At 47.2% G+C, this 19,168-nt stretch carries 19 protein-coding genes and 1 riboswitch; of the genes, 12 read left to right on the top strand and 7 right to left on the bottom strand.

Features of this window, described 5'->3' with window-relative positions; translation table 11 throughout:
• Positions 1-85: 85 nt before the first annotated feature.
• Positions 86-1,561 carry an S-layer homology domain-containing protein gene (locus NYR53_RS31100; protein ID WP_261302896.1) on the bottom strand — a complete coding sequence of 492 codons (1,476 nt, stop codon included), beginning with the start codon at positions 1,559-1,561 and terminating at the stop codon, positions 86-88.
• Positions 1,562-1,809: 248 nt separating this feature from the next.
• Positions 1,810-2,421, bottom strand: a complete 612-nt coding sequence (locus NYR53_RS31095) for a biotin transporter BioY (RefSeq protein ID WP_261306587.1) — start codon at positions 2,419-2,421, stop codon at positions 1,810-1,812.
• A gap of 117 nt (positions 2,422-2,538) precedes the next feature.
• On the opposite strand from NYR53_RS31095, the gene NYR53_RS31090 reads away from it, so the two are divergent.
• The 4 genes from NYR53_RS31090 to NYR53_RS31075 all read left to right on the top strand — a co-directional run bounded on the left by NYR53_RS31090 (position 2,539) and on the right by NYR53_RS31075 (position 7,416).
• The gene (locus NYR53_RS31090; RefSeq protein ID WP_261302895.1) at positions 2,539-3,378 is read left to right on the top strand and encodes an ATP-binding cassette domain-containing protein; all 840 of its coding nucleotides are present in this window, start codon (positions 2,539-2,541) and stop codon (positions 3,376-3,378) included.
• The gene (locus tag NYR53_RS31085; RefSeq protein WP_261302894.1) at positions 3,369-5,039 is read left to right on the top strand and encodes an ATP-binding cassette domain-containing protein; all 1,671 of its coding nucleotides are present in this window, start codon (positions 3,369-3,371) and stop codon (positions 5,037-5,039) included. The genes NYR53_RS31090 and NYR53_RS31085 overlap by 10 nt, the downstream gene beginning before the upstream one ends.
• 210 nt (positions 5,040-5,249) lie before the next feature.
• A complete protein-coding gene (locus NYR53_RS31080; RefSeq protein ID WP_261306586.1) occupies positions 5,250-6,023 on the top strand; it encodes an EcsC family protein in 774 nt (257 codons plus the stop codon).
• Positions 6,024-6,186: 163 nt separating this feature from the next.
• Positions 6,187-7,416, top strand: coding sequence for an NAD(P)/FAD-dependent oxidoreductase (locus NYR53_RS31075; RefSeq protein WP_261302893.1), 1,230 nt, complete (start codon positions 6,187-6,189; stop codon positions 7,414-7,416).
• Positions 7,417-7,519: 103 nt separating this feature from the next.
• On the opposite strand, the gene NYR53_RS31070 is transcribed toward NYR53_RS31075, so the two are convergent.
• Positions 7,520-9,055, bottom strand: a complete 1,536-nt coding sequence (locus NYR53_RS31070; RefSeq protein ID WP_261302892.1) for an MDR family MFS transporter — start codon at positions 9,053-9,055, stop codon at positions 7,520-7,522.
• A 116-nt stretch (positions 9,056-9,171) separates the two neighbouring features.
• Entirely contained in the window at positions 9,172-10,200 is a 1,029-nt protein-coding gene (locus NYR53_RS31065) for an AraC family transcriptional regulator (protein WP_261302891.1), read from the bottom strand.
• A gap of 144 nt (positions 10,201-10,344) precedes the next feature.
• Between NYR53_RS31065 and NYR53_RS31060 the strand changes: the two genes are divergently transcribed.
• Together NYR53_RS31060 and NYR53_RS31055 are read left to right on the top strand one after the other, a co-directional pair.
• On the top strand, positions 10,345-10,926 hold the full coding sequence (locus tag NYR53_RS31060) for an NAD(P)H-dependent oxidoreductase (RefSeq protein ID WP_261302890.1): 582 nt from the start codon (positions 10,345-10,347) through the stop codon (positions 10,924-10,926).
• Between the two features lie 92 nt (positions 10,927-11,018).
• On the top strand, positions 11,019-11,201 hold the full coding sequence (locus NYR53_RS31055) for a hypothetical protein (RefSeq protein WP_261302889.1): 183 nt from the start codon (positions 11,019-11,021) through the stop codon (positions 11,199-11,201).
• Between the two features lie 351 nt (positions 11,202-11,552).
• On the opposite strand, the gene NYR53_RS31050 is transcribed toward NYR53_RS31055, so the two are convergent.
• Together NYR53_RS31050 and NYR53_RS31045 are read right to left on the bottom strand one after the other, a co-directional pair.
• Positions 11,553-11,888, bottom strand: a complete 336-nt coding sequence (locus tag NYR53_RS31050; RefSeq protein ID WP_261302888.1) for a type II toxin-antitoxin system PemK/MazF family toxin — start codon at positions 11,886-11,888, stop codon at positions 11,553-11,555.
• Positions 11,885-12,187, bottom strand: a complete 303-nt coding sequence (locus NYR53_RS31045) for an AbrB/MazE/SpoVT family DNA-binding domain-containing protein (RefSeq protein ID WP_261302887.1) — start codon at positions 12,185-12,187, stop codon at positions 11,885-11,887. The genes NYR53_RS31050 and NYR53_RS31045 overlap by 4 nt, the downstream gene beginning before the upstream one ends.
• Positions 12,188-12,452: 265 nt before the next feature.
• Positions 12,453-12,603: riboswitch (cyclic di-AMP (ydaO/yuaA leader) on the top strand.
• A 97-nt stretch (positions 12,604-12,700) separates the two neighbouring features.
• Here NYR53_RS31045 and NYR53_RS31040 point away from each other — a divergent pair.
• Genes NYR53_RS31040 through NYR53_RS31030 form a run of 3 tightly spaced genes read left to right on the top strand, consistent with a single transcriptional unit; the run spans position 12,701 to position 15,830 of the window.
• On the top strand, positions 12,701-14,536 hold the full coding sequence (locus tag NYR53_RS31040) for an APC family permease (RefSeq protein ID WP_261302886.1): 1,836 nt from the start codon (positions 12,701-12,703) through the stop codon (positions 14,534-14,536).
• Positions 14,537-14,580: 44 nt separating this feature from the next.
• Entirely contained in the window at positions 14,581-14,841 is a 261-nt protein-coding gene (locus NYR53_RS31035) for a YqkE family protein (protein WP_029198154.1), read from the top strand.
• Between the two features lie 38 nt (positions 14,842-14,879).
• On the top strand, positions 14,880-15,830 hold the full coding sequence (locus tag NYR53_RS31030) for a polysaccharide deacetylase family protein (protein WP_261302885.1): 951 nt from the start codon (positions 14,880-14,882) through the stop codon (positions 15,828-15,830).
• 16 nt (positions 15,831-15,846) lie between these two features.
• Here NYR53_RS31030 and NYR53_RS31025 read toward each other — a convergent pair whose 3' ends face one another.
• The gene (locus NYR53_RS31025; protein ID WP_261302884.1) at positions 15,847-16,062 is read right to left on the bottom strand and encodes a hypothetical protein; all 216 of its coding nucleotides are present in this window, start codon (positions 16,060-16,062) and stop codon (positions 15,847-15,849) included.
• A gap of 148 nt (positions 16,063-16,210) precedes the next feature.
• Between NYR53_RS31025 and NYR53_RS31020 the strand changes: the two genes are divergently transcribed.
• The 3 genes from NYR53_RS31020 (at position 16,211) to NYR53_RS31010 (ending at position 19,165) form a co-directional block, all read left to right on the top strand.
• The gene (locus tag NYR53_RS31020) at positions 16,211-17,623 is read left to right on the top strand and encodes a hypothetical protein (protein WP_261302883.1); all 1,413 of its coding nucleotides are present in this window, start codon (positions 16,211-16,213) and stop codon (positions 17,621-17,623) included.
• A gap of 538 nt (positions 17,624-18,161) precedes the next feature.
• Positions 18,162-18,728 (top strand): NUDIX hydrolase, encoded by a 567-nt coding sequence (locus tag NYR53_RS31015; protein ID WP_261302882.1) that lies wholly within the window; start codon positions 18,162-18,164, stop codon positions 18,726-18,728.
• Positions 18,725-19,165 carry a DUF1284 domain-containing protein gene (locus tag NYR53_RS31010; protein WP_261302881.1) on the top strand — a complete coding sequence of 147 codons (441 nt, stop codon included), beginning with the start codon at positions 18,725-18,727 and terminating at the stop codon, positions 19,163-19,165. Before NYR53_RS31015 ends, NYR53_RS31010 begins: the two co-directional genes overlap by 4 nt.
• The last annotated feature ends 3 nt before the right edge of the window (positions 19,166-19,168 follow it).

Here is a 19,168-nt window from a genome sequence, read left to right as displayed (position 1 = left end):
TCACCTCGGATTGGTGGGATAGAGATAAATAATAGAACGAGAGCACCTCATTCAAGGTACCCTCGGATCTCTTCATCTTTAAAGATTATTTGGCTAAAGTCAAAGTGACGCCTGTTGCCGTAGACCATTTGCCCACTGGAGCAACGGTATAAGAAGTGCCTGGAACAAGTTGAGCGTTATTAAGAAGAGCGAAAGTACCTACAGCACCTTTACGTGAAGTCAGCGTGTATTCGGCAGTTAATACTGTACCATCAGTTGCGGTAAGTGTAACTCGGCGAGATACAAAAATTTCATCCTTAGGATCTTGCGAAAGTGTAACAGCGATCGTCTTCGTATCAACTGCGGCAGCAGATTGGATCGTCAATGGTGCGATTTCTTTGGCTGTAAAAGTTGGATTCGCGAGAGTAGCCCAATCAGCCGAAACGGTATATTTGACACCAGATTTAAACGTTTCTCCGTTAGGTAGAATAAACTTAGGTGCTTGTCGGCCATCGGTTGCTTGTGTGAATGGCAAGTAGTTGGCTGTCATTGTTGCGCCGCCCTCAGGGGTAATTTGCACCTGACGGTTACGCATGGATGAAAGAATTTGATACGTTTTGCCGTTATAGCTATTGTTCTCGTCAACGATGAATGAGCCTGGGCGGCTTTTGCTGTAAGCTGCAATCACATAACCGTAGTCAGCGACACCATCAGCTAAAGTGGATTCAACTTCAAACAAATCACTCGCTACCTGAGCCGTGGATTTCAGTGCGATTTTGTCCGTGCTCGCTGTGAAAGTACCAGCAGGTTTCCCTTTATAGGTCAGCGTGTAAGTTGTCCCGGCTTTTTGAGTAGGAACTGGAACAATGTAGGTGGATTTGGAACCTGTTTTTAACCGTGGAACATTATTGATCGCCAAGCCGTTATCAAAAACAAAGTTTTTGGACGCTTGATCGAGTTCCAATTCTGCCGCCGGAATCGGTGCCGAGAAAGTAACTTGCAATGTTATGGCATTCAGTGCTTGGAGCTTAGTCACTTGAATAGGCGCTAATTGCTGTGCTTCAAAAATAAGCAGAGCGGCTTGGCCACGCGTCACTTGACTGCTTGTGACAGATGCAAAGCTTGGCAGCTTTTCAACCGCTGTCTTTTCAACTTTTAACACGTTCGCAATCACGTCAGCGAGTTGGTCGGAAGAGATGGATTGACCTCCCCGGAATTGTCCGGCAGTATCTTTCATGGCACCTTGAGTCTCAAGAGTAACTGCATAGGAATAGTACCAATCACCTTTTGATACATCGTTAAAATGGTTGGCTGCAGCTGGGTCCATGCTCACGTGAAGCGCTAATGCGACGATTTTGGCAACCTCTGCGCGAGTTGCAGTCTGATTCGGTTTGAAGCTGTTGTTCTCATAACCAGATACAACTTGCTGCTGTGCTAATTTTTCAATCGCTGTTTGAACTTGAGCTGAGTTTGCAGAATCCGTAAAAGGATTAGCTGCTAGTGCATTGAACGGAAGAATGGCTGATAAACCTACGGTTGCTGTGATGGTTAATGCGGCTAACGTCTTTTTGCTATTTTTCATATATAACGCTCCTATTCGTTGATGTTTGGGTTGCGCTGTTTTTTGCATCGTGCTGTTGTCTACAAGAACTAGCTTACACGTCAGGGCATTACAATCGAATAAAAATTCCTTGCTGCACATTACAAAATCGTAAAAATTTGATATCCCAACTCGAAAAGCAATACAAAAAACGGCCTTACAGCCGTAAAAGATTTGAGTAGGTGCTCAGATCTTCTACGGCTGTAAGGCCGTTGTTCATTTTCAGAGTTTTAAATACTAAGATCGGTAGGACTATTACTTTTAACCACGCTATGTGAAGAGGATCCCGTAAGTCTTTGCGGGGGAAATACTTGACGAACAGGTGCAATGATAAGCGCTGCAACCACAGCTTTGATAGCATCTCCAATTAAGAATGGATAGCACGCTGCTGTCATGGCTTTGGCGAATGTATAGGTAGGTACTTTGTACATTAACCAAGGAACTCCGGCCAGATACAAAATGAGAGAGCCGAATACTTCAAGGACAAGGAAGGCGGCGATGTAACCCATGATGCCATTCACGCGAATCCGAGGTAAAATAAGACCGATAAGCAAAGCAGAAATAGGCCAAATCATAATGAAGCCGCCGGTAGGTCCGAGGACGACACCTAAACCGCCATTCCCGTGAAGCAAGGGAAAACCGATGGCTGTGAGGACGACAACGAGTGCCATGCTAAGGAATCCATAGCGAGCTCCCAGAAGTCCGCCAGCTAGCATAACCGCCAATGTTTGCAAGGTAATAGGCACGGGTGTCAAAGGAAGAGAAATTTTAGCAAAGCTGAATAAAACGAGAATAGCGGCAAATAGTGCACTAAAAACAACGCCGCGAAGAGTGAGTTTCATATTGTTCATCGCTCCTGTTTCTGTTATTGTTGATGTATTGTCAACCAACTCGATCGACATTGGTTGACAATCAGATGATAGCACATCTTTTGTGAAAGTGAAAGGAACATTTTACATATGGCGAGCAGAGAGATTTTAGCTTCTTTGGAGAAAGCCTCCGTTATCTATCGAACTGAATCGGGAGAAGGAAGGCAAGTCTGGTCCGATGTCTCCATGGATATTCATCAGGGTGAGTGGATTGTCGTCATAGGACCCAATGGCAGCGGCAAAAGCACACTAGCCAGCGTACTATTAGGCTTAAGTCCGCTCTCCGGCGGGCAGTTCGTGCATAAACAAGACCAGTACTGGCTAACTCGCGGTGTGCTGCAAATACCGGATGCCCAGTTTGTTGGAGATACGGTTCAGGAAGAACTGGACTTCCTGCCAGATGGGCAAAATTTAAGCGCAGAAGCACGTAAAGCGTGGTACCTTGAAACCTTATCTGCGGTTGGATTGACGATCCCGCTAGAGCGGACGCTTAACACGTTATCCGGTGGGCAAAAGCAGTTGGTAAATCTAGCAGCAGCACTTGCTGCTCATCCAACGATCCTTGTATTAGATGAGCCAACCGCAATGCTGGATCCTGCGGCAAGGAAGGAAGTGCGCGAAGCGGTACGTGAAGCGCATAAACAAGGGATGACGATTGTGTGGATTACCCATCGTTTGGAAGAGTTGGCGGATGCTACACGCGTCGTTGGTTTTGGAGAGGGACGGATTACCTTTGATGGGGAGCCGAGAGCGTTTTTTTATGGGGAAGGGGGAGAATCCCCTGTCATGACACCTTGTATGGAGTTAGGGTTTGATCCGCCTTTTGTGGTTAAGACAGCCATTGGTCTACTGCAGCAAGGTTGTCAGCTAGACATTCTCCCGATCGATATGGAAGAGTTGGTTAAGGCGGTGACAGCCTTATGCCCATAACTCTGCAGGACATTCGGGTAGATGCTCCGGATGACCCTAATCATCAACTGTTGAAGGATATCAGCTTCAACTTGTCGGATGGATCGATAACCTTGTTGATTGGTCATACGGGTTCTGGAAAATCAACACTGCTGCAGGTCATGGCCGGAATTCTGGAACCAACCTTAGGAACGATGACCCTTGATGAGCAGCCATTGTGGCACAAACGGAAAGTAGACCAAGCCCATCTCCTGCGTCTTGGGCTGATCTTTCAATTCCCAGAGCAGCAGCTGTTCGCGCGCAGTGTACGCCAGGAATTCGCGTACTCCTTGCGCCCTTATCGGCTCGGGGCGGACGAACGCGAGCGACGCATTCGCGACGCTTGCGCTGACCTCGATCCACGAGGCGTCATCGCCATGGATCGGTCGCCTTTCTCGCTGAGCGGCGGCGAGCAGCGCCGGCTCGCGCTGGCCACAACCTTCGCCACTGCGCCGGATTGGCTCCTCATGGATGAGCCCACTGCCGGCTTAGAGGCGGCAGCCGTCCGCGAATTGCTGCGCATCATTCGCGTGCGCGAGCGTGGCGGCTTCGTCATCGCCACGCACGACCTGGACACGTTCTTTCCGCTAGCGGACCGTGTCCTCGTTCTAGACCGCGGCGCGCTCGTCTTCGACGGCTCGCCGGAAGAGCTTTGCCGCGCGCCGGAGGTGCTGACGCGCGCGGGGGTCGGCCTCCCGAGCTGCGTGGAGGCCGCTCTAGAGCTGGCGCGCTATGGCATCGCCATCGCGCCGGACCGGCTCACGCCGGCGCTTGCCGCGCCGGCGATCGCAGAGGCGCTGCGCGAACGCGCCAGCGCCAAGGTGCCGGCGCCGCAAGCGGCAGCGCCGAGCCCGCAGGCCACGCGCGAAGCTGGCGAGGCAGTGAAGCCGCCGGAGGCCGCGTGGCTGCGGGTTGACCCGCGCGCGAAGTGGCTGCTCTACCTGCTGCTCGTCATCGGGACGATGCAGCAGCAGCTGTGGAGCGGCCTCGCGGCATCCATGCTGCTCCTCGGCCTCGCTTTTCTCGGCCTCCCGCGCTCCGTCCTTCGCGGCAGCATGAAGATCGCCCTGCCATTCCTGATCTTCATGTTCATTTCGATCCTTCTGGGAGGGCTGGACTGGTCAACCGCTGAAGGGCAGTTTCCGCTTGGTTTCTCGGCGGAGCGTGGTTGGAGCACGGCACTCACGTTGACGCGTTTGTTTCTCGTCCTCATGGCAGGCTATTGGCTAGCCGTCACGACGCCTTATGGTCAGCTCGTGCAGGGGCTCAATTGGGCCTTAAAATATTTCCACAAAGTTAAGATCTCGGTTGAATCATTTTCTTTGGCCGTTTCCTTGATTTTCCGCTTTATTCCGCTCATCTTGCGGGAGTGGCAGCGGTTCTCAGCCATCGTTAGAGCCAGAGGCAAAGCATCTATCCGCCCGGGTGCTGTTCGTTCGCGAGATATCCCGGCGCTGGTAGTCCCCTTGCTGCTCGCTATGTTTCATAAGGCAGAGCAAATGACCATTGCGATGGAACTGAAGAAAATCGACGGCAAACAGCTGTTGCTGAAGAAAAACACGCTACAGTGGCGAGGAATTGACACCATTCTCGTTGCTGCGGGCATTCTTTGTTTTTCATTACTTATGTACATGCAATCATAAATTTCGGGGGCTGTCCCAAATGTAGATTAAATCTACTTGAGGACGGCCTCTTAAGGCTTATTGACCATCTGGGACATTCGAAATTACAAAGTGGGAGCTGAATTTACCAATTATGGCTTGGGGACATACTTCTTCATGTGCCACGTCATCTTGAGACCAACCGCCCCGTATACTATACTTAAATGAAGAACAGGGACGGCGGTGACGAGATTGGACACAGCGTACACAATTTATGAGCAGCAGATGTTGAAAAAGCTGAAACGCTGGGAAATCCGGCAGCAGAGAACTCCCAACCTGATGGAGCGAGCATCCAAATCTGTTCAAACCAGCATCAATAATTTGATCCCAGATAAGGTTCATAAGACGATAACCGCGACCGTCAAAGGTATCGTGCAAACGACCCTATTCGGTATGAATTACATCCCCAAAAACGAACCATTATACGGCGCCTCCTTAGCAGATAGCGATGCCAAAGCTGAGGAGTTATTATCCCTTTATAAAAAGATTGCCGCAGCAGAAGGAGCGGGTACGGGAGCGGGCGGGATCCTGCTAGGTCTGGCAGATTTCCCGATTCTGATCGGCATTAAATTGAAATTCCTATTTGAGCTGGCGCATGCGTACGGCTACTCGACCAAAGATTACAGGGAGCGGTTGTTCATTCTCTATGTGTTTCAGCTGGCTTTTTCCAGTCCGAATAAGAAACCGGATCTACTTCATACCATTAAGAATTGGCATACCATTTCTCATTCCTTTCCACCAGCTGAGGATTATATGAAGCAAGTGGATTGGCAGCAGCTGCAGCAGGAATACCGGGATACAATTGATTTTCGTAAAATGCTTCAGCTCGTACCCGGTATCGGGGCAGTGGTGGGCGCTTGGGCGAACTTTGGTTTGTTAGAAGAGCTCGGCGTGGCAGGAATGAACTGTTTTCGATTACGCCGATTACATGATAAAGCGGAGAACAACGGTTTCGAATCCAAATAAAACGCATATTGTTCAAAAACTGGTCAAATTTATAGTGATTTTCGATGAGAAATAGCATAAGATAGAAGAAAGAGTCGTCAATCGGCTCTTCTTATAAAAGTATGTGATATTTTTCACAAATATATGTGATTTATTTCACATACCTTCGGAGGAGAGGATTTCAATGAGCAAACCGAAAGTGGTTATTCTTGGCGCAGGTTACGGTGGTCTGGTCACAGCTATTAGGCTTCAGAAGCAGATGAAAGCAAGTGAGATGGATGTAACTTTGGTGAACAAACATGACTATCACTACATGACGACGCATCTGCATATGCCGGCTGCCGGTACCGATCATCATGATAATGCCCGTGTGGCGATTGCGGATTTGATTGATGAGCGTAAGATTCATTTTGTGAAATCAACGGTAAGTCAGATTTTGCCTGAGGAAAAGAAGGTTGTGCTCGGGGATAGGGACCTCTCCTACGATTATTTGGTTATTGGGCTGGGGAGTGAGACCGAGACATTCGGTATTCCTGGGATGAATGAATATGCGATGTCGATTAAGAGCATTAATAGCGTGCGCTTTATTCGCCAGCATATTGAATATATGTTTGCCAAGTCAAAAATGGAGCCAAAGAGGAAAGACTACCTCACCTTTGTGGTTGGGGGCGCAGGCTTCACTGGAACAGAGTTTGTAGGGGAATTGGCGGATCGGATCCCTGTGCTGAGCAAGACCTATGACGTTGACCCGTCTACTGTGAAAATCATTAATATCGAAGCCTCTCCATCGGCACTGCCTCCCGGTCTGCCTGAAGATCTTGTTGAATACGGCATGGAAGTCATGCGCCGCAAAGGTGTTCAGTATAAATTATCCACACCCATTAAGGAGTGCACGTCAGATGGCGTTATTTTGGGCAATGGCGAGTTCATTCGTGCAGGCACTGTTGTGTGGTCGGGAGGCATTCGCGGGAATTCCTTGTTACAGCATGCGGGATTCGACGTGCAGCGGGGAAGGGTCAAGGTTGACGAGTGCTTGCGCTCCTACCAGTATCCGGATGTATTCATTACAGGTGATTGCTCTATTGTGATGAGCCCAGAGGGGACGCCTTATCCGGCGAATGCCCAGATTGCCGTTCAGCAAGGCTACAATGTAGCGAGAAATCTCCTTTATGCCGTTCGCGGCCGCGACCTTAAGCCCTTCTCATACGATTTCAAAGGGGTCGTGGCTTCCTTGGGCAGAGGAGAGGCAGTGGGTTTACTCAAAGTGAAGAAAGTCAAAGGCAAATTCGCTTCTCTCCTGAAAAAAGTCATCGATGCTCGCTATTTATACCTTATTGGCGGCATCCCGCTCATCTGGAAAAAAATGATTTTCAAACAAAAAACAACAGCCCGCAATGATCACGTGCCGAATTGAATAAGCTGAAAAGCAAAAACTGGACAGAGAAGATCAGAAACTAATCTGATTTTCTCTCCAGCTTTTTTCTTGACGGCAGAAATTATTTCGTAGTCAGAGCATCTCATGCATTCAAAGCTTCTTCTGTGTTTGTCATAGATTCTGTTGCAGTCAGTGCTTCTTCCCTATTCGTCAGCACTTCTTTTCTCATGAACAAGCAAGCAATGAATGCTGCGATGGCGAAAAAGATGCCTATAGCGAAAATGTGTTGGAATGCCTCTGTAAATACCATTTTGATCTGCAGCAGTAAGTCTGCTGAGAGCCCCTGCGGGATGCCGCCATTAAGGATTGTCGCGGCAGTTCCTTCTGGAAATTGGTCCGATAATCCGGATAAACCGCTGGCGATATTTCTCGAAAGCAAGCTTCCGAAGATACTGAACCCTAGCGTGGTGCCAATAGCCTGTAGCAACTGCACGGTTGCAACCCCGACTCCGCTGTGTTCCTGCGCAACGGATTCCTGCACGATCAGATTGTCTGAACCGAAGAGAACGCCGATCCCAAGTCCCAAAATGAAGAACCCCGCGATAATGTAGATAACTGTTGTCTCAACCTGTATGCGAGATAGCAGGACATAGCTTACGATCGGGAAGATGAACGATACGAGGAAGAGCTTCTTGTAGGCGATCTTTGTTATAAGGTTACCGCAAAGAATACTCGCAGGAATCGCTCCCGCCATGAATGCTAGCGACAAGTAACCAGATGCGGTCGGTGACATGCCCATGACATTCTGTGCGAAAAAAGGGAATCCAGACATGCCTCCCATGATGCCAAGCATCGTCAGGAAAACAATGCAGGACAAAACAACGATGGATCGATTTCTGAAGAGAACAAGGGGAATAATCGGTTCCTTGGCTTTCGACTCGATTCGGATAAAGAGCGCGGTGAATACGGCGAATAACACCAATAAGCCTATAATAACAGGGGACGACCACGTATAGCCTTTGATGTCGATCAAGACTGGAGCTAGAAGAAGTGAGAGCATAGCAAGAACGAGTGTGAAGGCTCCAGCCCAGTCAATGGATTTTTTCTCGGTGTTGACCGCTTCACGCAAGCCTTTGGATACGATAAAGGCAGCGATAAGCCCTATAGGAATGTTGATCAGAAAGATCCAATGCCAGCTCACATAGCTTACGAAATACCCGCCAATCGTAGGTCCGATCAGCTGTGGCAGAATCAATAACGGACCGACAAGGCTCTGGACTTTGGCTCGCTGCTCCAGCGGAAATGTATCGCCAATGATAATCATGGCTAGAGGCATGAGTCCACCAGCTCCGATTCCTTGAACGCCTCTTCCGATCAGCAGTATGGTCATCGAATCAGCGAGTCCGCTGATGATGGATCCAACCATAAATAGGGCGACACAGCTTAAATAAATCTTCTTGCGACCATAAATATCGGCAAGCTTGCCGAAGATTGGCATGAACATCGTAATCGAGAGCATGTAAATTCCTGCTACCCAGCCGTAAAGCGACATGCCGTGAAGATCACGAATAATGGTCGGCAGAGCCGTAGATACGACTGTTTGATCCAGCTCTGAGAATACCAAGCCTAACAGCAGACCGATTAGAACTAACGTTTTGTTGTTTCCTTGCTTTTTCATGATTACACCTCATCGCTCATTAAATTCCTCAACGCTTCTCTAAGCATAGAGCAATAAGGTGCTTCACTCATCAGGCGTAAGTTTTAAAATGTTCTAGGTCTCGCGATGTAGTACTATCATAGTTGAAGATGTTTCAATAAATCCATCCTATACTGTCTAGGTGTTAGCCCTGTCCATTTCTTAAAAGCACTTTGAAAGGCACTTGGCTCTGAGAAATGAAGAAGGTAAGCGACCTCTCCTATTTTATATTCCGGTTTAGCCAAATAACCCACAGCAAGCTCTCTTCGTGCTCGATTCAAGATATCTTGAAAGGTTGTATTTTCCTGCTTTAACCTCGCCTGAATGCTTCTGACACTCATTTTGAAAGCCATTGACGCCATCTTTAAACTCGGAAAAGGCATCGGCATGCCCTTGATGATCCAATTGTATAATTGGTCAGAAAATATTCGACCTTGCATGAGTCTGTGTCTGGTTTCCTCCGCGATGGCCTCGAATGTCCCCAGTAGCTTGGAATCCGCAAATAAAATGGGATAATCCAGAATGTCCTTACTAATACGAATTGTATTCGAATTCTTACCAAACTGCGGCGTGATCCCGAGTACCGATGTATACGCGTCAATCTCCGTGGAGAGAGCATGAGTGAAGTGCACTTCTTTTAAAAAAATATTTCTGCAGCTTAGCCTTATCATCAAATGATACAAAGAACTAGCCATATCCTCTATGCAGTGTCGGGCCGGTTGCTTGTGAGGACGATTGTAGGACAACCCGATGATAACGTCATTCTCTTCTATTCGCCAATCGATGTTGTATCCATCACATACGATCATATTATATTTTTGAAAAGCAGCTAAGCCTTGACCGATGGTTTTTGAGTGAAGCATCACATATCCTAGAATCCCCAAATCAGAAATCTCTATATTCTGTCCCTGATGTAATCCGAACATGTCATCCGAAGTAATAAAAGCGGCTAATTCCGTTATACGTTCAAAATCCTCTTCCGATAACCGAGCCTCGGGGTCATGAAGAATGGACTCATCGATATTTACTCTTTTGAAAAATTCTTCTTTGTTATGTCCCTTGAACACAATCGCTTTGATAATCGGATAAACAAGGGATATAGATAACCCTGTGTAGTTTGGTAACAATCCCGAGACCTCCTTTCTGCACATAAGAATAAGATTTTGGCATGTTTCATCATACTTTTAACGTTCCAAATGGCTTATTCTTACCTTATCTTAACACGCACAGTGATGAAAGATGAATAAACAGAGTCACGAGGAGGCAGGAACATGCAATCCAAAATAGCTATTATTAACGGACATCCATATGACAATAGTTACTGCACAGCGTTATCAGAGGCCTATAAGAAAGGCGCAATCGCTAGCGGCTCGGAGGTACGCAGCATTCATATAGGTTCTTTGTCTTTTGAACCGAATTTGAAATATGGCTATCATCAACGGCTGGAGTTAGAAGAGGATTTGCTTGCGGCTCAAGAGACGATCCGTTGGGCGGATCACCTGGTTTTCGTATATCCGATATGGTGGGGGACGGTCCCAGCGATCTTAAAGGGGTTCATCGACCGTGTATTTCTACCAGGTTTCGCTTATCGGTATCGTCCTAACTCCATATTCTGGGACAAATTATTGACTGGGAAGTCTGCCCGTCTCATTGTAACCATGGACACACCTTCCTGGTACTATCGATGGGTATACAAACAAGCAGGTCACCATGTCATGAAACGTGGAACCTTGCAATTTTGCGGAGTCAATCCTGTTAAGATTACAGAAATAAGTCCCGTTAAGTCTTCAACGGATAAGCAGCGTGAAAAGTGGCTGGCAGCTGTTGAAAAGTTAGGTTTGAAGCGTTCATAGAAATGGCAAACGACTAAAAATGCAGCTTGGGCTATGTTTTTAGTCGTTAAATTTTAAATTCCCGCTATTTCTAATATTCACTTTCACATTTAATGTTACTTTCAGCCGTGGATACCAGTTTGTTCTCCATTCCTTTAATTGAGCACGAGAAAAAACTATTTAATAGGGTAAAGGATCAAGGGATGCTCGCATCACCTACGACTATTGCCGAGAAGTTGGTTGATTTACTACTATGTGACCAACTTGCGCAAGGTATTGTCGTCGAAGAGCTTTGAAAATACTAAATGTAAGAAGATGTAGATTTGGAAATTACTTCGAGACGTTAGAAGTTGTACTGCGTACAACAATTTCCTTAATTTTTGCTTGGAAAGCTCAAAGTGTTGTATATTCTACAACAATAATTCCATTTTAAGGGCTATATAGCTACTTTGGGCTAAAATTGTTGTATTTATTGCAACAATCGCGTGGATAACGCGGAGTAGCTTGCTTATTGTTGTACAAAGTACAACTTTACACGGACGTATAATCGGATGTTTCAGCATTCGTCTCTAGGGCGTAGCTTGTTTTGAATGTCGTTAACCGAATAAGCATAAATAAAAGCCCTTTCGAATTTCGAGGGCTTTTATTTATGCCAAAATGGATCGCGTATTCCGAAGGATGTTTCTCATAAAATCGGAATCAACTGGAACGCTTGCGATGATTTTAATTTTACGCTTTCTTACGTCTAAACTTTTCAACTGATCCGTGAGGACGGCACCAGTGAAAGGAAGTCCCTCTGGAAGTGGCACTTCAAAAGCATAGTCCTTTGTTTGGTTGGTTATTGGACAAACGAATGCAAAGCCAGTTAGCTGATTAAAATCTACTTCAGATAATACAATTGCTGGACGACGACCAGCTTGTTCTCGCCCAGCTTGTGGGTCGAAATCCAGCCAGATTAGATCCCCGCGTGCTGGAATTATCAAATCAATTCGTCTCCTTCAACTCCCAAATCTATTTCTTCATGACGTGGTGAATTCGGCTTAATTTTGGATAGAAGCGTAGTTAGATGATTGCGCAGTTCCTCGTTTGTTTCTTGTGGCTTAACCACGGGTCGAAGAAGGATCTCGTTATCAGCAGTCACCATAATTTGCAGTTCTGCGCCTTCCTCAAGGTTAAGAAGCTTCAAGAATTGATTAGGAATACGGACTGCGCTGCTGTTACCCCATTTACTAAGCGTGGCAGTTGTCATTAGAATCCATTCCTTTCCTTTATTGTTCTCCAATTATATCGCACTCCTTACAACGTGTATATACATATGATATACATTAAACGTGTATTTGATACCATCAATAGCACCATGCCTAGTGGTGCTAGTAGCCAAATGTTTAAAAAACCACGATGTAATAAGAGAACAGAAGTAAATCAATGAATCGTATGATTGTAAGCGTATTATTGAGTGAATGTAGTGGTTGGAGTTATCTTTTTAAGTTTTTTCAATCCTTTACTATGCTGCAAGAAGAGAGTAGTATTCAACTCGTACGTTACAGTTGAATATTTCGCTTAATTTTCTTATTAGAAAAGCGGGGGAACCACAAGTTTCATGGGGTGAGTAAAGGTGTTTAAGTATGACACCATTTAGGGCAGATTCTCGCGGCCCGAACCCGACAGCTAACCTCGTAAGCGACCGTGGGAAGGAGAACATGTGTATAAACACAAGGTCTATCCTTGTGTTTTTTTGCGTCCTAAAACGCAAGTTTATGTCAGATATTAGGCTTAATTGGGGGAACTATCACGAATGACAAGCGACTCATTGAAAAAAATTATGTTTGGTAAACCACTGAAATCCAGCGAAATGGAATCCGAAAAAATGCCGGTTTGGAAGGGGCTGCCGATCCTATCCTCGGATGCCTTATCGTCGGTCTCCTACGGGACCGAGCAGATTCTATTAGAACTCGCGACCGTTGGAATTGCCGCTTTTGCGTTTTCTTTGCCCATTGCGGTATCCATTATTGCTCTGATTATGCTGCTAGTTTTGAGCTATAGACAAGTGATAGAGGCCTACCCGCATGGTGGCGGGGCGTATATGGTTTCCAAAGAAAATCTAGGTATGGTGTGGGGAAGGCTGACTGGGGTTTCGCTGCTTATTGACTATACACTTACCGTTGCTGTTTCGATCTCTGCCGGCGTGCAGGCGATTACGTCAGCTTTTCCATCGGCGGTGCCGTACATTGTTCCGATTACTTTAGTTCTTGTATGGATCATGGTTTGGCTTAATTTACGAGGAACTTCGGAATCAGGTACGATTTTCGCTATTCCAACGTACTTTTTTATTCTATGTATTTTAGTGCTAGTGGGCAAAGGCTTATACGATATGCTGACGGGATCCATTAATACGCATCCCATCGCGTTTGCTCCGAGCTCAATGACAAGCTCATTAACGTTATTCGTCCTTTTAAAAGCATTCTCTTCCGGCTGTTCTGCCGTGACAGGGATCGAGGCCATCTCGGATGCCGTGCCGCATTTCCGCTCACCATCCGTGAAAAACGCAAAGCGTACATTAGTATCCTTAGGGACACTTTTGGCTATCGTGTTTGGAGGCGTAACGGTGTTAGCTTTGGGATATGGTATTGTACCTGATCCTGATGGTCATACATCCGTATTATCCATGGTGACAGAACAGGCATTTGGCCGTGGGGCGATGTACTATGCAACTCAAATTGGTACTATGCTCATTCTGGTTTTGGCTGCAAATACAAGCTTCAACGGCTTTCCAATCTTAGCATCCATCATGGCACAGGATAAAAACTTCCCGCGTATGTTCGCATTCCGAGGAGACCGGCTTTCGTTTCACTATGGTATTATTACGCTTGGTGTGCTAGCGAGTATTCTTCTGATTGGTTTCAAAGGTAAGACCGATGCACTCATTCCTCTATATGCGATAGGCGTGTTTTTATCTTTTACGCTTGCGCAAGGCGGCTTGGTTCGTAAATGGTTGAGAGAGCGAGTGAAAGGTTGGATCGGAAAGCTGCTCATCAATGGTTTAGGCGGGATCGTTTCTCTAGCTGTTTTACTTATATTTTCGATAACTAAATTTACTGAAGGTGCATGGATTGTTATTATTATAACTCCACTACTGCTTTTGTTAATTACGAAAATCAGTCATCACTACGATGATGTAGCGAAGCAATTGCGTATTGATATAACGATTGAGCGGGTTTGCACGAAGGAGCCTTTGATTATTGTGCCAGTGGCGGGCATTCATCGGGTTGTAGCACAGTCCTTGAACTATGCGAAATCGTTGTCGCCAAACGTGATTGCCTTCTACGTATCGTTCTCCGATGAAGATGAAGAATTGATGCAGGAGAAGTGGGATAAATGGGATCCGGGCGTTAGATTGGTTATTTTTAAATCACGTTATCGGACGATATTGAAGCCTCTTGCTGAATTTATTGAGAGAATTGACACGCATGTTTCGGAAAAACAAAACATTATGGTCATTCTACCGCAATTTATGCCGAAAAAATGGTGGCATCGACTGCTCCATAACCAGTCTGCTGCACGCATTCGTTCGAAACTGCAGGCAGATAAAGATATCGTCGTGGCTACGGTACCGTATCATTTGCACGAGTAGAAGTGTACAATAATAGGGAGAAACTGAACTGAGGTGAACCCGTTATGGCAAAGAAAAAATGGTCGTCTACTCCTGCTGTTACCAGCGTGCAAGATAAACCGGCAACACTGAAGGATTTGCTGCGCCCGGAAATACTTGAGGGACTCAAAGCACAGGCTGATGCCATGAAGGCAGAGGAACAAGCGAAGAAAGAGGCAGAGAGAGCGAAGGCGGAAGCTGCTCGCAAAGCGGAAGAAAAACGACTTGAGAATGATTTTGGACATCTGCTGTCTAAAAGCAGTCTAGATTGGCGAAAGCACAAATGAGGGGGCGCACGGTGTGCCTCCTTTTCTTTCTTCTCGTAATGATAACGTTGTCATCCTGTGAGGTGGGTAATAGAGAGGCAGCTCAGGGGGCTGTTGAGGTAAGTGGTGCACCGACAGTAACAACAACACCAACATTAACACCAACAGTAAGTAGAGAGACAACGACGCCTTCTGCGGTATCGACACCAATTCCAATAGCCCAGGATACACCGACGATTCCACCGACGATTCCATCGGCGGCTCCAAGCGAACCGCGTTCATCGCCTAGTCTGGATTTTTCGTCTTTGGAAAAGACCTTAATCGAGCGTTACGGAAACGCCAAACCAAAGAAATGGGGCGAAAATGTCCCTGGCGTGCGGACACATCTTACGACGAAGGAACAAGTGATTGCGCTGACTTTTGACGCATGTGGAGGGAAGGAGGGCAGTGGGTACGATGAGAAGCTGATCGACTATTTGATCAAGGAGAACATCCCGGCTACCTTATTTATCAATGCGAGATGGATAACGGCCAATAAGGACATATTCGCCAAATTAGCCGCAAACCCACTGTTTGAGATTGAAAATCATGGGACCGAGCATCGGCCATTGTCCGTTAATGGCAAGTTGGCGTATGGCATCACGGGAACTAAGAGCGTGAACGATGTTATTCATGAAGTGAAAGACAATGCGGACCAGATCGAGAAGCTGACTGGACGGCGACCTGTATTTTTTCGCTCGGGCACAGCCTATTATGATGATATTGCAGCAGGAATTGTTCATGATTTAGGCTTTCAGCTGGCTGGTTACAATGTACTCGGAGACGCTGGAGCGACCTATAACACGGAGCAGGTATACAATGCGCTGCTAAAAGCTCGAAGCGGTTCTATTGTACTAGCGCATATGAACCACCCGGAGAAAGATACGGCAGAAGGTATCATGAAAGCAATTCCTGAGCTTAAAAAAGAAGGCTACCGCTTCGTTCACCTAGCTTCTTATACCCTAAACTAAGCGATAGCTGCAGCAGCTATCGTTTTTTCATTTCAAAAAATTCACAAGCCTCTCGATCATAATACGTCAAATCACTAACATGAGTTTGTACGACAATCGTTGTATCGCTGAAACGCAATACAACCGCATTCGAATCCACAATGTGATCATCTTTGAAAACACGGACGACAGCCTGTCTTTCAACAGCATCTTGAAAATCTGTATCCGTTACTAAGCGTTGATTTCTAGCCATCCTCGGCATTCTCCTAACTTGGTTAAAATAGTTCTTTTATTGTACCACAAGGTGCCGCTCAACCCGAATTCCCACGAACTCCTCCGCCCAGATTAGCATACAATGTAGCACCAACTGCTATAAGGGCAGAGAGGATGCGTGATCTAGGGTGGACATTCAATTATTGCCGATTCATTGGGTCTATTTAGTATTCATCGGTTTTATTCTTACCCTTTTAATTAAGCGTAGAGACACCACGATGATTTGTGTGGTTGGTATTTTCGCGCTTGGCTTGCTGGCAACGGAAACGCTCAGCGGCTCTGTTTCTGGTATTTTCAACAGCTTTATTTATGCGACTAAAGAGCTGATGGGGACCATCATGATCATCTCCATCATTGTAGCAATGAGCCGCGTGCTTATCCGAACTGGCATTAATGAAACCATGGTCGCTCCGCTAACCCGCTTTATGCGAACACCTGCTTTGGCTTTCTGGGGTATTGGTATCATTATGATGGTGACGTCTTGGTTTTTCTGGCCGTCTCCTGGTGTTGCGCTCATTGGGGCTGTTCTTTTGCCTGTCGCCGTCCGCGTTGGTTTGCCAGCGTTAGGTGCAGCTATGGCGATGAACTTATTCGGACATGGGATTGCGCTTTCGGGGGATTACATTATACAGGGAGCTCCTAAATTAACAGCAGATGCAGCTGGATTACCGGTGACGGCTGTCATGGAGGCGAGTATTCCACTGGTTATCGTGATGGGGCTTGTCACGACGATCACCGCTTTTTGGATGATGCGGCGGGATATGAAGAATGGAACGTGGAGGAATGGCCTCGTGGCAAGTGGACCAGGGGATAGCGGCTCACTCATTTCGGCTGCTGGGCAGGCCAAGGTCAATTTATCGCCGCGATTGAAGAAAACGTTGGCGATTATGATTCCTCTGCTCTTCGCCTTAGACGTAATTGCGATGTTCGTGCTTAATCTGCAAGGGGGAGATGCGACAGCGCTCGTTGGGGGCACCGCCGTATTCATCCTGATTGCGGTAACGCTGCTCGCGCATCGGAATCAAGGACTAGAACAAACAACGTCTTACCTCATCGAAGGTTTTGTATTCGGTTTCAAAGTATTCGGCCCCGTGATTCCGATCGCCGCTTTCTTCTATCTAGGCGATTCTGCCTTCACGGAGCTGTTCGGCAAAGTGCTTCCGCAAGGCTCGCACGGGATCGTGAACGATCTGGGTGTAGCCCTCGCGGGGCAAGTGCCGCTGAACGGCGCGGTTGGTGCCGTCACGCTCACCGTCGTAGGCGCCATTACGGGCCTCGACGGCTCCGGCTTCTCCGGCATCTCCCTCGCGGGCTCGATTGCGCAGCTATTCGCAACCGCCATTGGCTCCGGCGCGGCTGTGCTCACCGCGCTCGGGCAAGTGGCCGCCATCTGGGTCGGCGGCGGCACATTGATCCCGTGGGCGCTGATCCCAGCAGCAGCCATCTGCGGCGTGAGTCCGTTCGAGCTGGCGCGACGGAATCTGCTGCCCGTGCTCATCGGCCTCGCGGTGACGACGGTCGTGGCGATGTTTTTGGTGTAGGTGTACACACCTAGCCCGTTACACCCGTGGAGTCTCCATGGGTGTGACGGGTTTTTATTTGGGGGGAGCCAAAATATTAAACCTGCCAACCCCACCAAACCACCGGGCACCCTTGAAGTGGAACTGTAAACACGAACAGCAAACAACAAGATGCAAAAAGTGCAGCAAATTGCAGTAAATTTTCTGTTTTGAGTAATCAAGATGCATTTTGTGCATCAAATATCTGCATTATAAGCCGAAAAGGACATTTCGCACCGTATTAGCTGCACTTTTTGCATGATATCACTCGAAAAAACAGATATTTACAAAATTAGCTGCACTTTTTACACAATGTCGGTGTCGGTGTCGGTGTTTCTCAGTTTCCTAATTCAGCGATATCGCAAGACAAGTGCAGGAAGTAACTCCAATTTCCCATTCAATGGACGGAAAACGTACGGGATCGGAGTTGCTTATTTTCCGCTTTAAGCAGTAAGCTTACATACAGTGAATTCGAATGGAAGTTGGAACTCAAGACTATAGGAAGTTGGGGATGAGATAGATGGAAGCCAAGTTTTGTATGACCTGCGGATCCGCTATGGAGTCGCGCGATGTGGATGGCACGATAAGACGAGCTTGTACGGTGTGCAGTTTTGTTCATTGGGGTAACTATAGCATCGGTGTAGGCGCACTTGTGATGAAGGATGAGAAGATGCTGCTTGTACGCAGGGCTCAGGAACCAGGGAAAGGCCGATGGACCAACCCGGGCGGTTATATTGAGCAGCTTGAGCTGATCCAAGATACGATTGAGCGCGAAGTGTTGGAAGAGAGCGGAATCAAGGCGGTAGTCAATCGCTTGGTAGCCGTGCGTGATTTGCCAAGAAGTATACATAATGTCTACATTGCTTTTGAAATGGATTACATCAGCGGTGAGCCTCAGCCAGACGGCGTGGAGGTCGATGCAGCTGGGTTTTATAGTCTATCCGAAATGGAATCCATGAACGTAGCAGATTTCACCAAATGGCTCATTGATGTTGCCCTTCATTCCAAAACAACCGGACTAACCCTCGATAAAGATCCAATCATCAAAATGGAAGGGTACGGATTGTACCGTGTTCCCAAAATATGACCCAGCCGATCCAACTGAGGGGACATCACTTACTTTGTCTGCTAGGATACAGAGGAATGGGTTATTCGAAAGAGTTTTGCGAAAACATGACGACCGTCTACGAGGAATTGCGTCAAAAGCCTGAAACGATGATCCGCATTGTTCTTGGGCCTGATGACCTTTGCGCAGCTTTCCCGAAGGATCAAGAAGCGCATTGTGAAAATAGGTCCGTCTATCAGCACGATGCAGAAATCGTCACCAAGCTTGGCCTGCAAGTGGAGATGGAACTGAGCTGGTCGGAGATTTGTAGGCAGGTGGCCGGCCGTGTGAAGCCTAGCGACATTGGTCACCTATGTGCCACATGCCGTTGGGAGCCTTACGGTGTTTGTGCGGAAGGTGTTCGATTGATCGGGGAGGGTGGCGACTTGCCGCCCGTCATTACCAAAAAAGAGGGCTAGCGT

Origin of the sequence: Paenibacillus andongensis, assembly GCF_025369935.1 — a bacterium.
Classification (GTDB): Bacteria; Bacillota; Bacilli; order Paenibacillales; family NBRC-103111; genus Paenibacillus_E; species Paenibacillus_E andongensis.
This window is presented reverse-complemented; position numbering and strand designations above follow the sequence as displayed.

Coding starts and splice junctions, on each gene's coding strand:
- NYR53_RS31100 (WP_261302896.1), bottom strand. CDS start 1,561: ATGAAAAATAGCAAAAAGACGTTAGCCGCATTAACCATCACAGCAACC.
- NYR53_RS31095 (WP_261306587.1), bottom strand. CDS start 2,421: ATGAAACTCACTCTTCGCGGCGTTGTTTTTAGTGCACTATTTGCCGCT.
- NYR53_RS31090 (WP_261302895.1), top strand. CDS start 2,539: ATGGCGAGCAGAGAGATTTTAGCTTCTTTGGAGAAAGCCTCCGTTATC.
- NYR53_RS31085 (WP_261302894.1), top strand. CDS start 3,369: ATGCCCATAACTCTGCAGGACATTCGGGTAGATGCTCCGGATGACCCT.
- NYR53_RS31075 (WP_261302893.1), top strand. CDS start 6,187: ATGAGCAAACCGAAAGTGGTTATTCTTGGCGCAGGTTACGGTGGTCTG.
- NYR53_RS31070 (WP_261302892.1), bottom strand. CDS start 9,055: ATGAAAAAGCAAGGAAACAACAAAACGTTAGTTCTAATCGGTCTGCTG.
- NYR53_RS31060 (WP_261302890.1), top strand. CDS start 10,345: ATGCAATCCAAAATAGCTATTATTAACGGACATCCATATGACAATAGT.
- NYR53_RS31055 (WP_261302889.1), top strand. CDS start 11,019: ATGTTACTTTCAGCCGTGGATACCAGTTTGTTCTCCATTCCTTTAATT.
- NYR53_RS31040 (WP_261302886.1), top strand. CDS start 12,701: ATGACAAGCGACTCATTGAAAAAAATTATGTTTGGTAAACCACTGAAA.
- NYR53_RS31035 (WP_029198154.1), top strand. CDS start 14,581: ATGGCAAAGAAAAAATGGTCGTCTACTCCTGCTGTTACCAGCGTGCAA.
- NYR53_RS31030 (WP_261302885.1), top strand. CDS start 14,880: ATGATAACGTTGTCATCCTGTGAGGTGGGTAATAGAGAGGCAGCTCAG.
- NYR53_RS31025 (WP_261302884.1), bottom strand. CDS start 16,062: ATGGCTAGAAATCAACGCTTAGTAACGGATACAGATTTTCAAGATGCT.
- NYR53_RS31015 (WP_261302882.1), top strand. CDS start 18,162: ATGGAAGCCAAGTTTTGTATGACCTGCGGATCCGCTATGGAGTCGCGC.
- NYR53_RS31010 (WP_261302881.1), top strand. CDS start 18,725: ATGACCCAGCCGATCCAACTGAGGGGACATCACTTACTTTGTCTGCTA.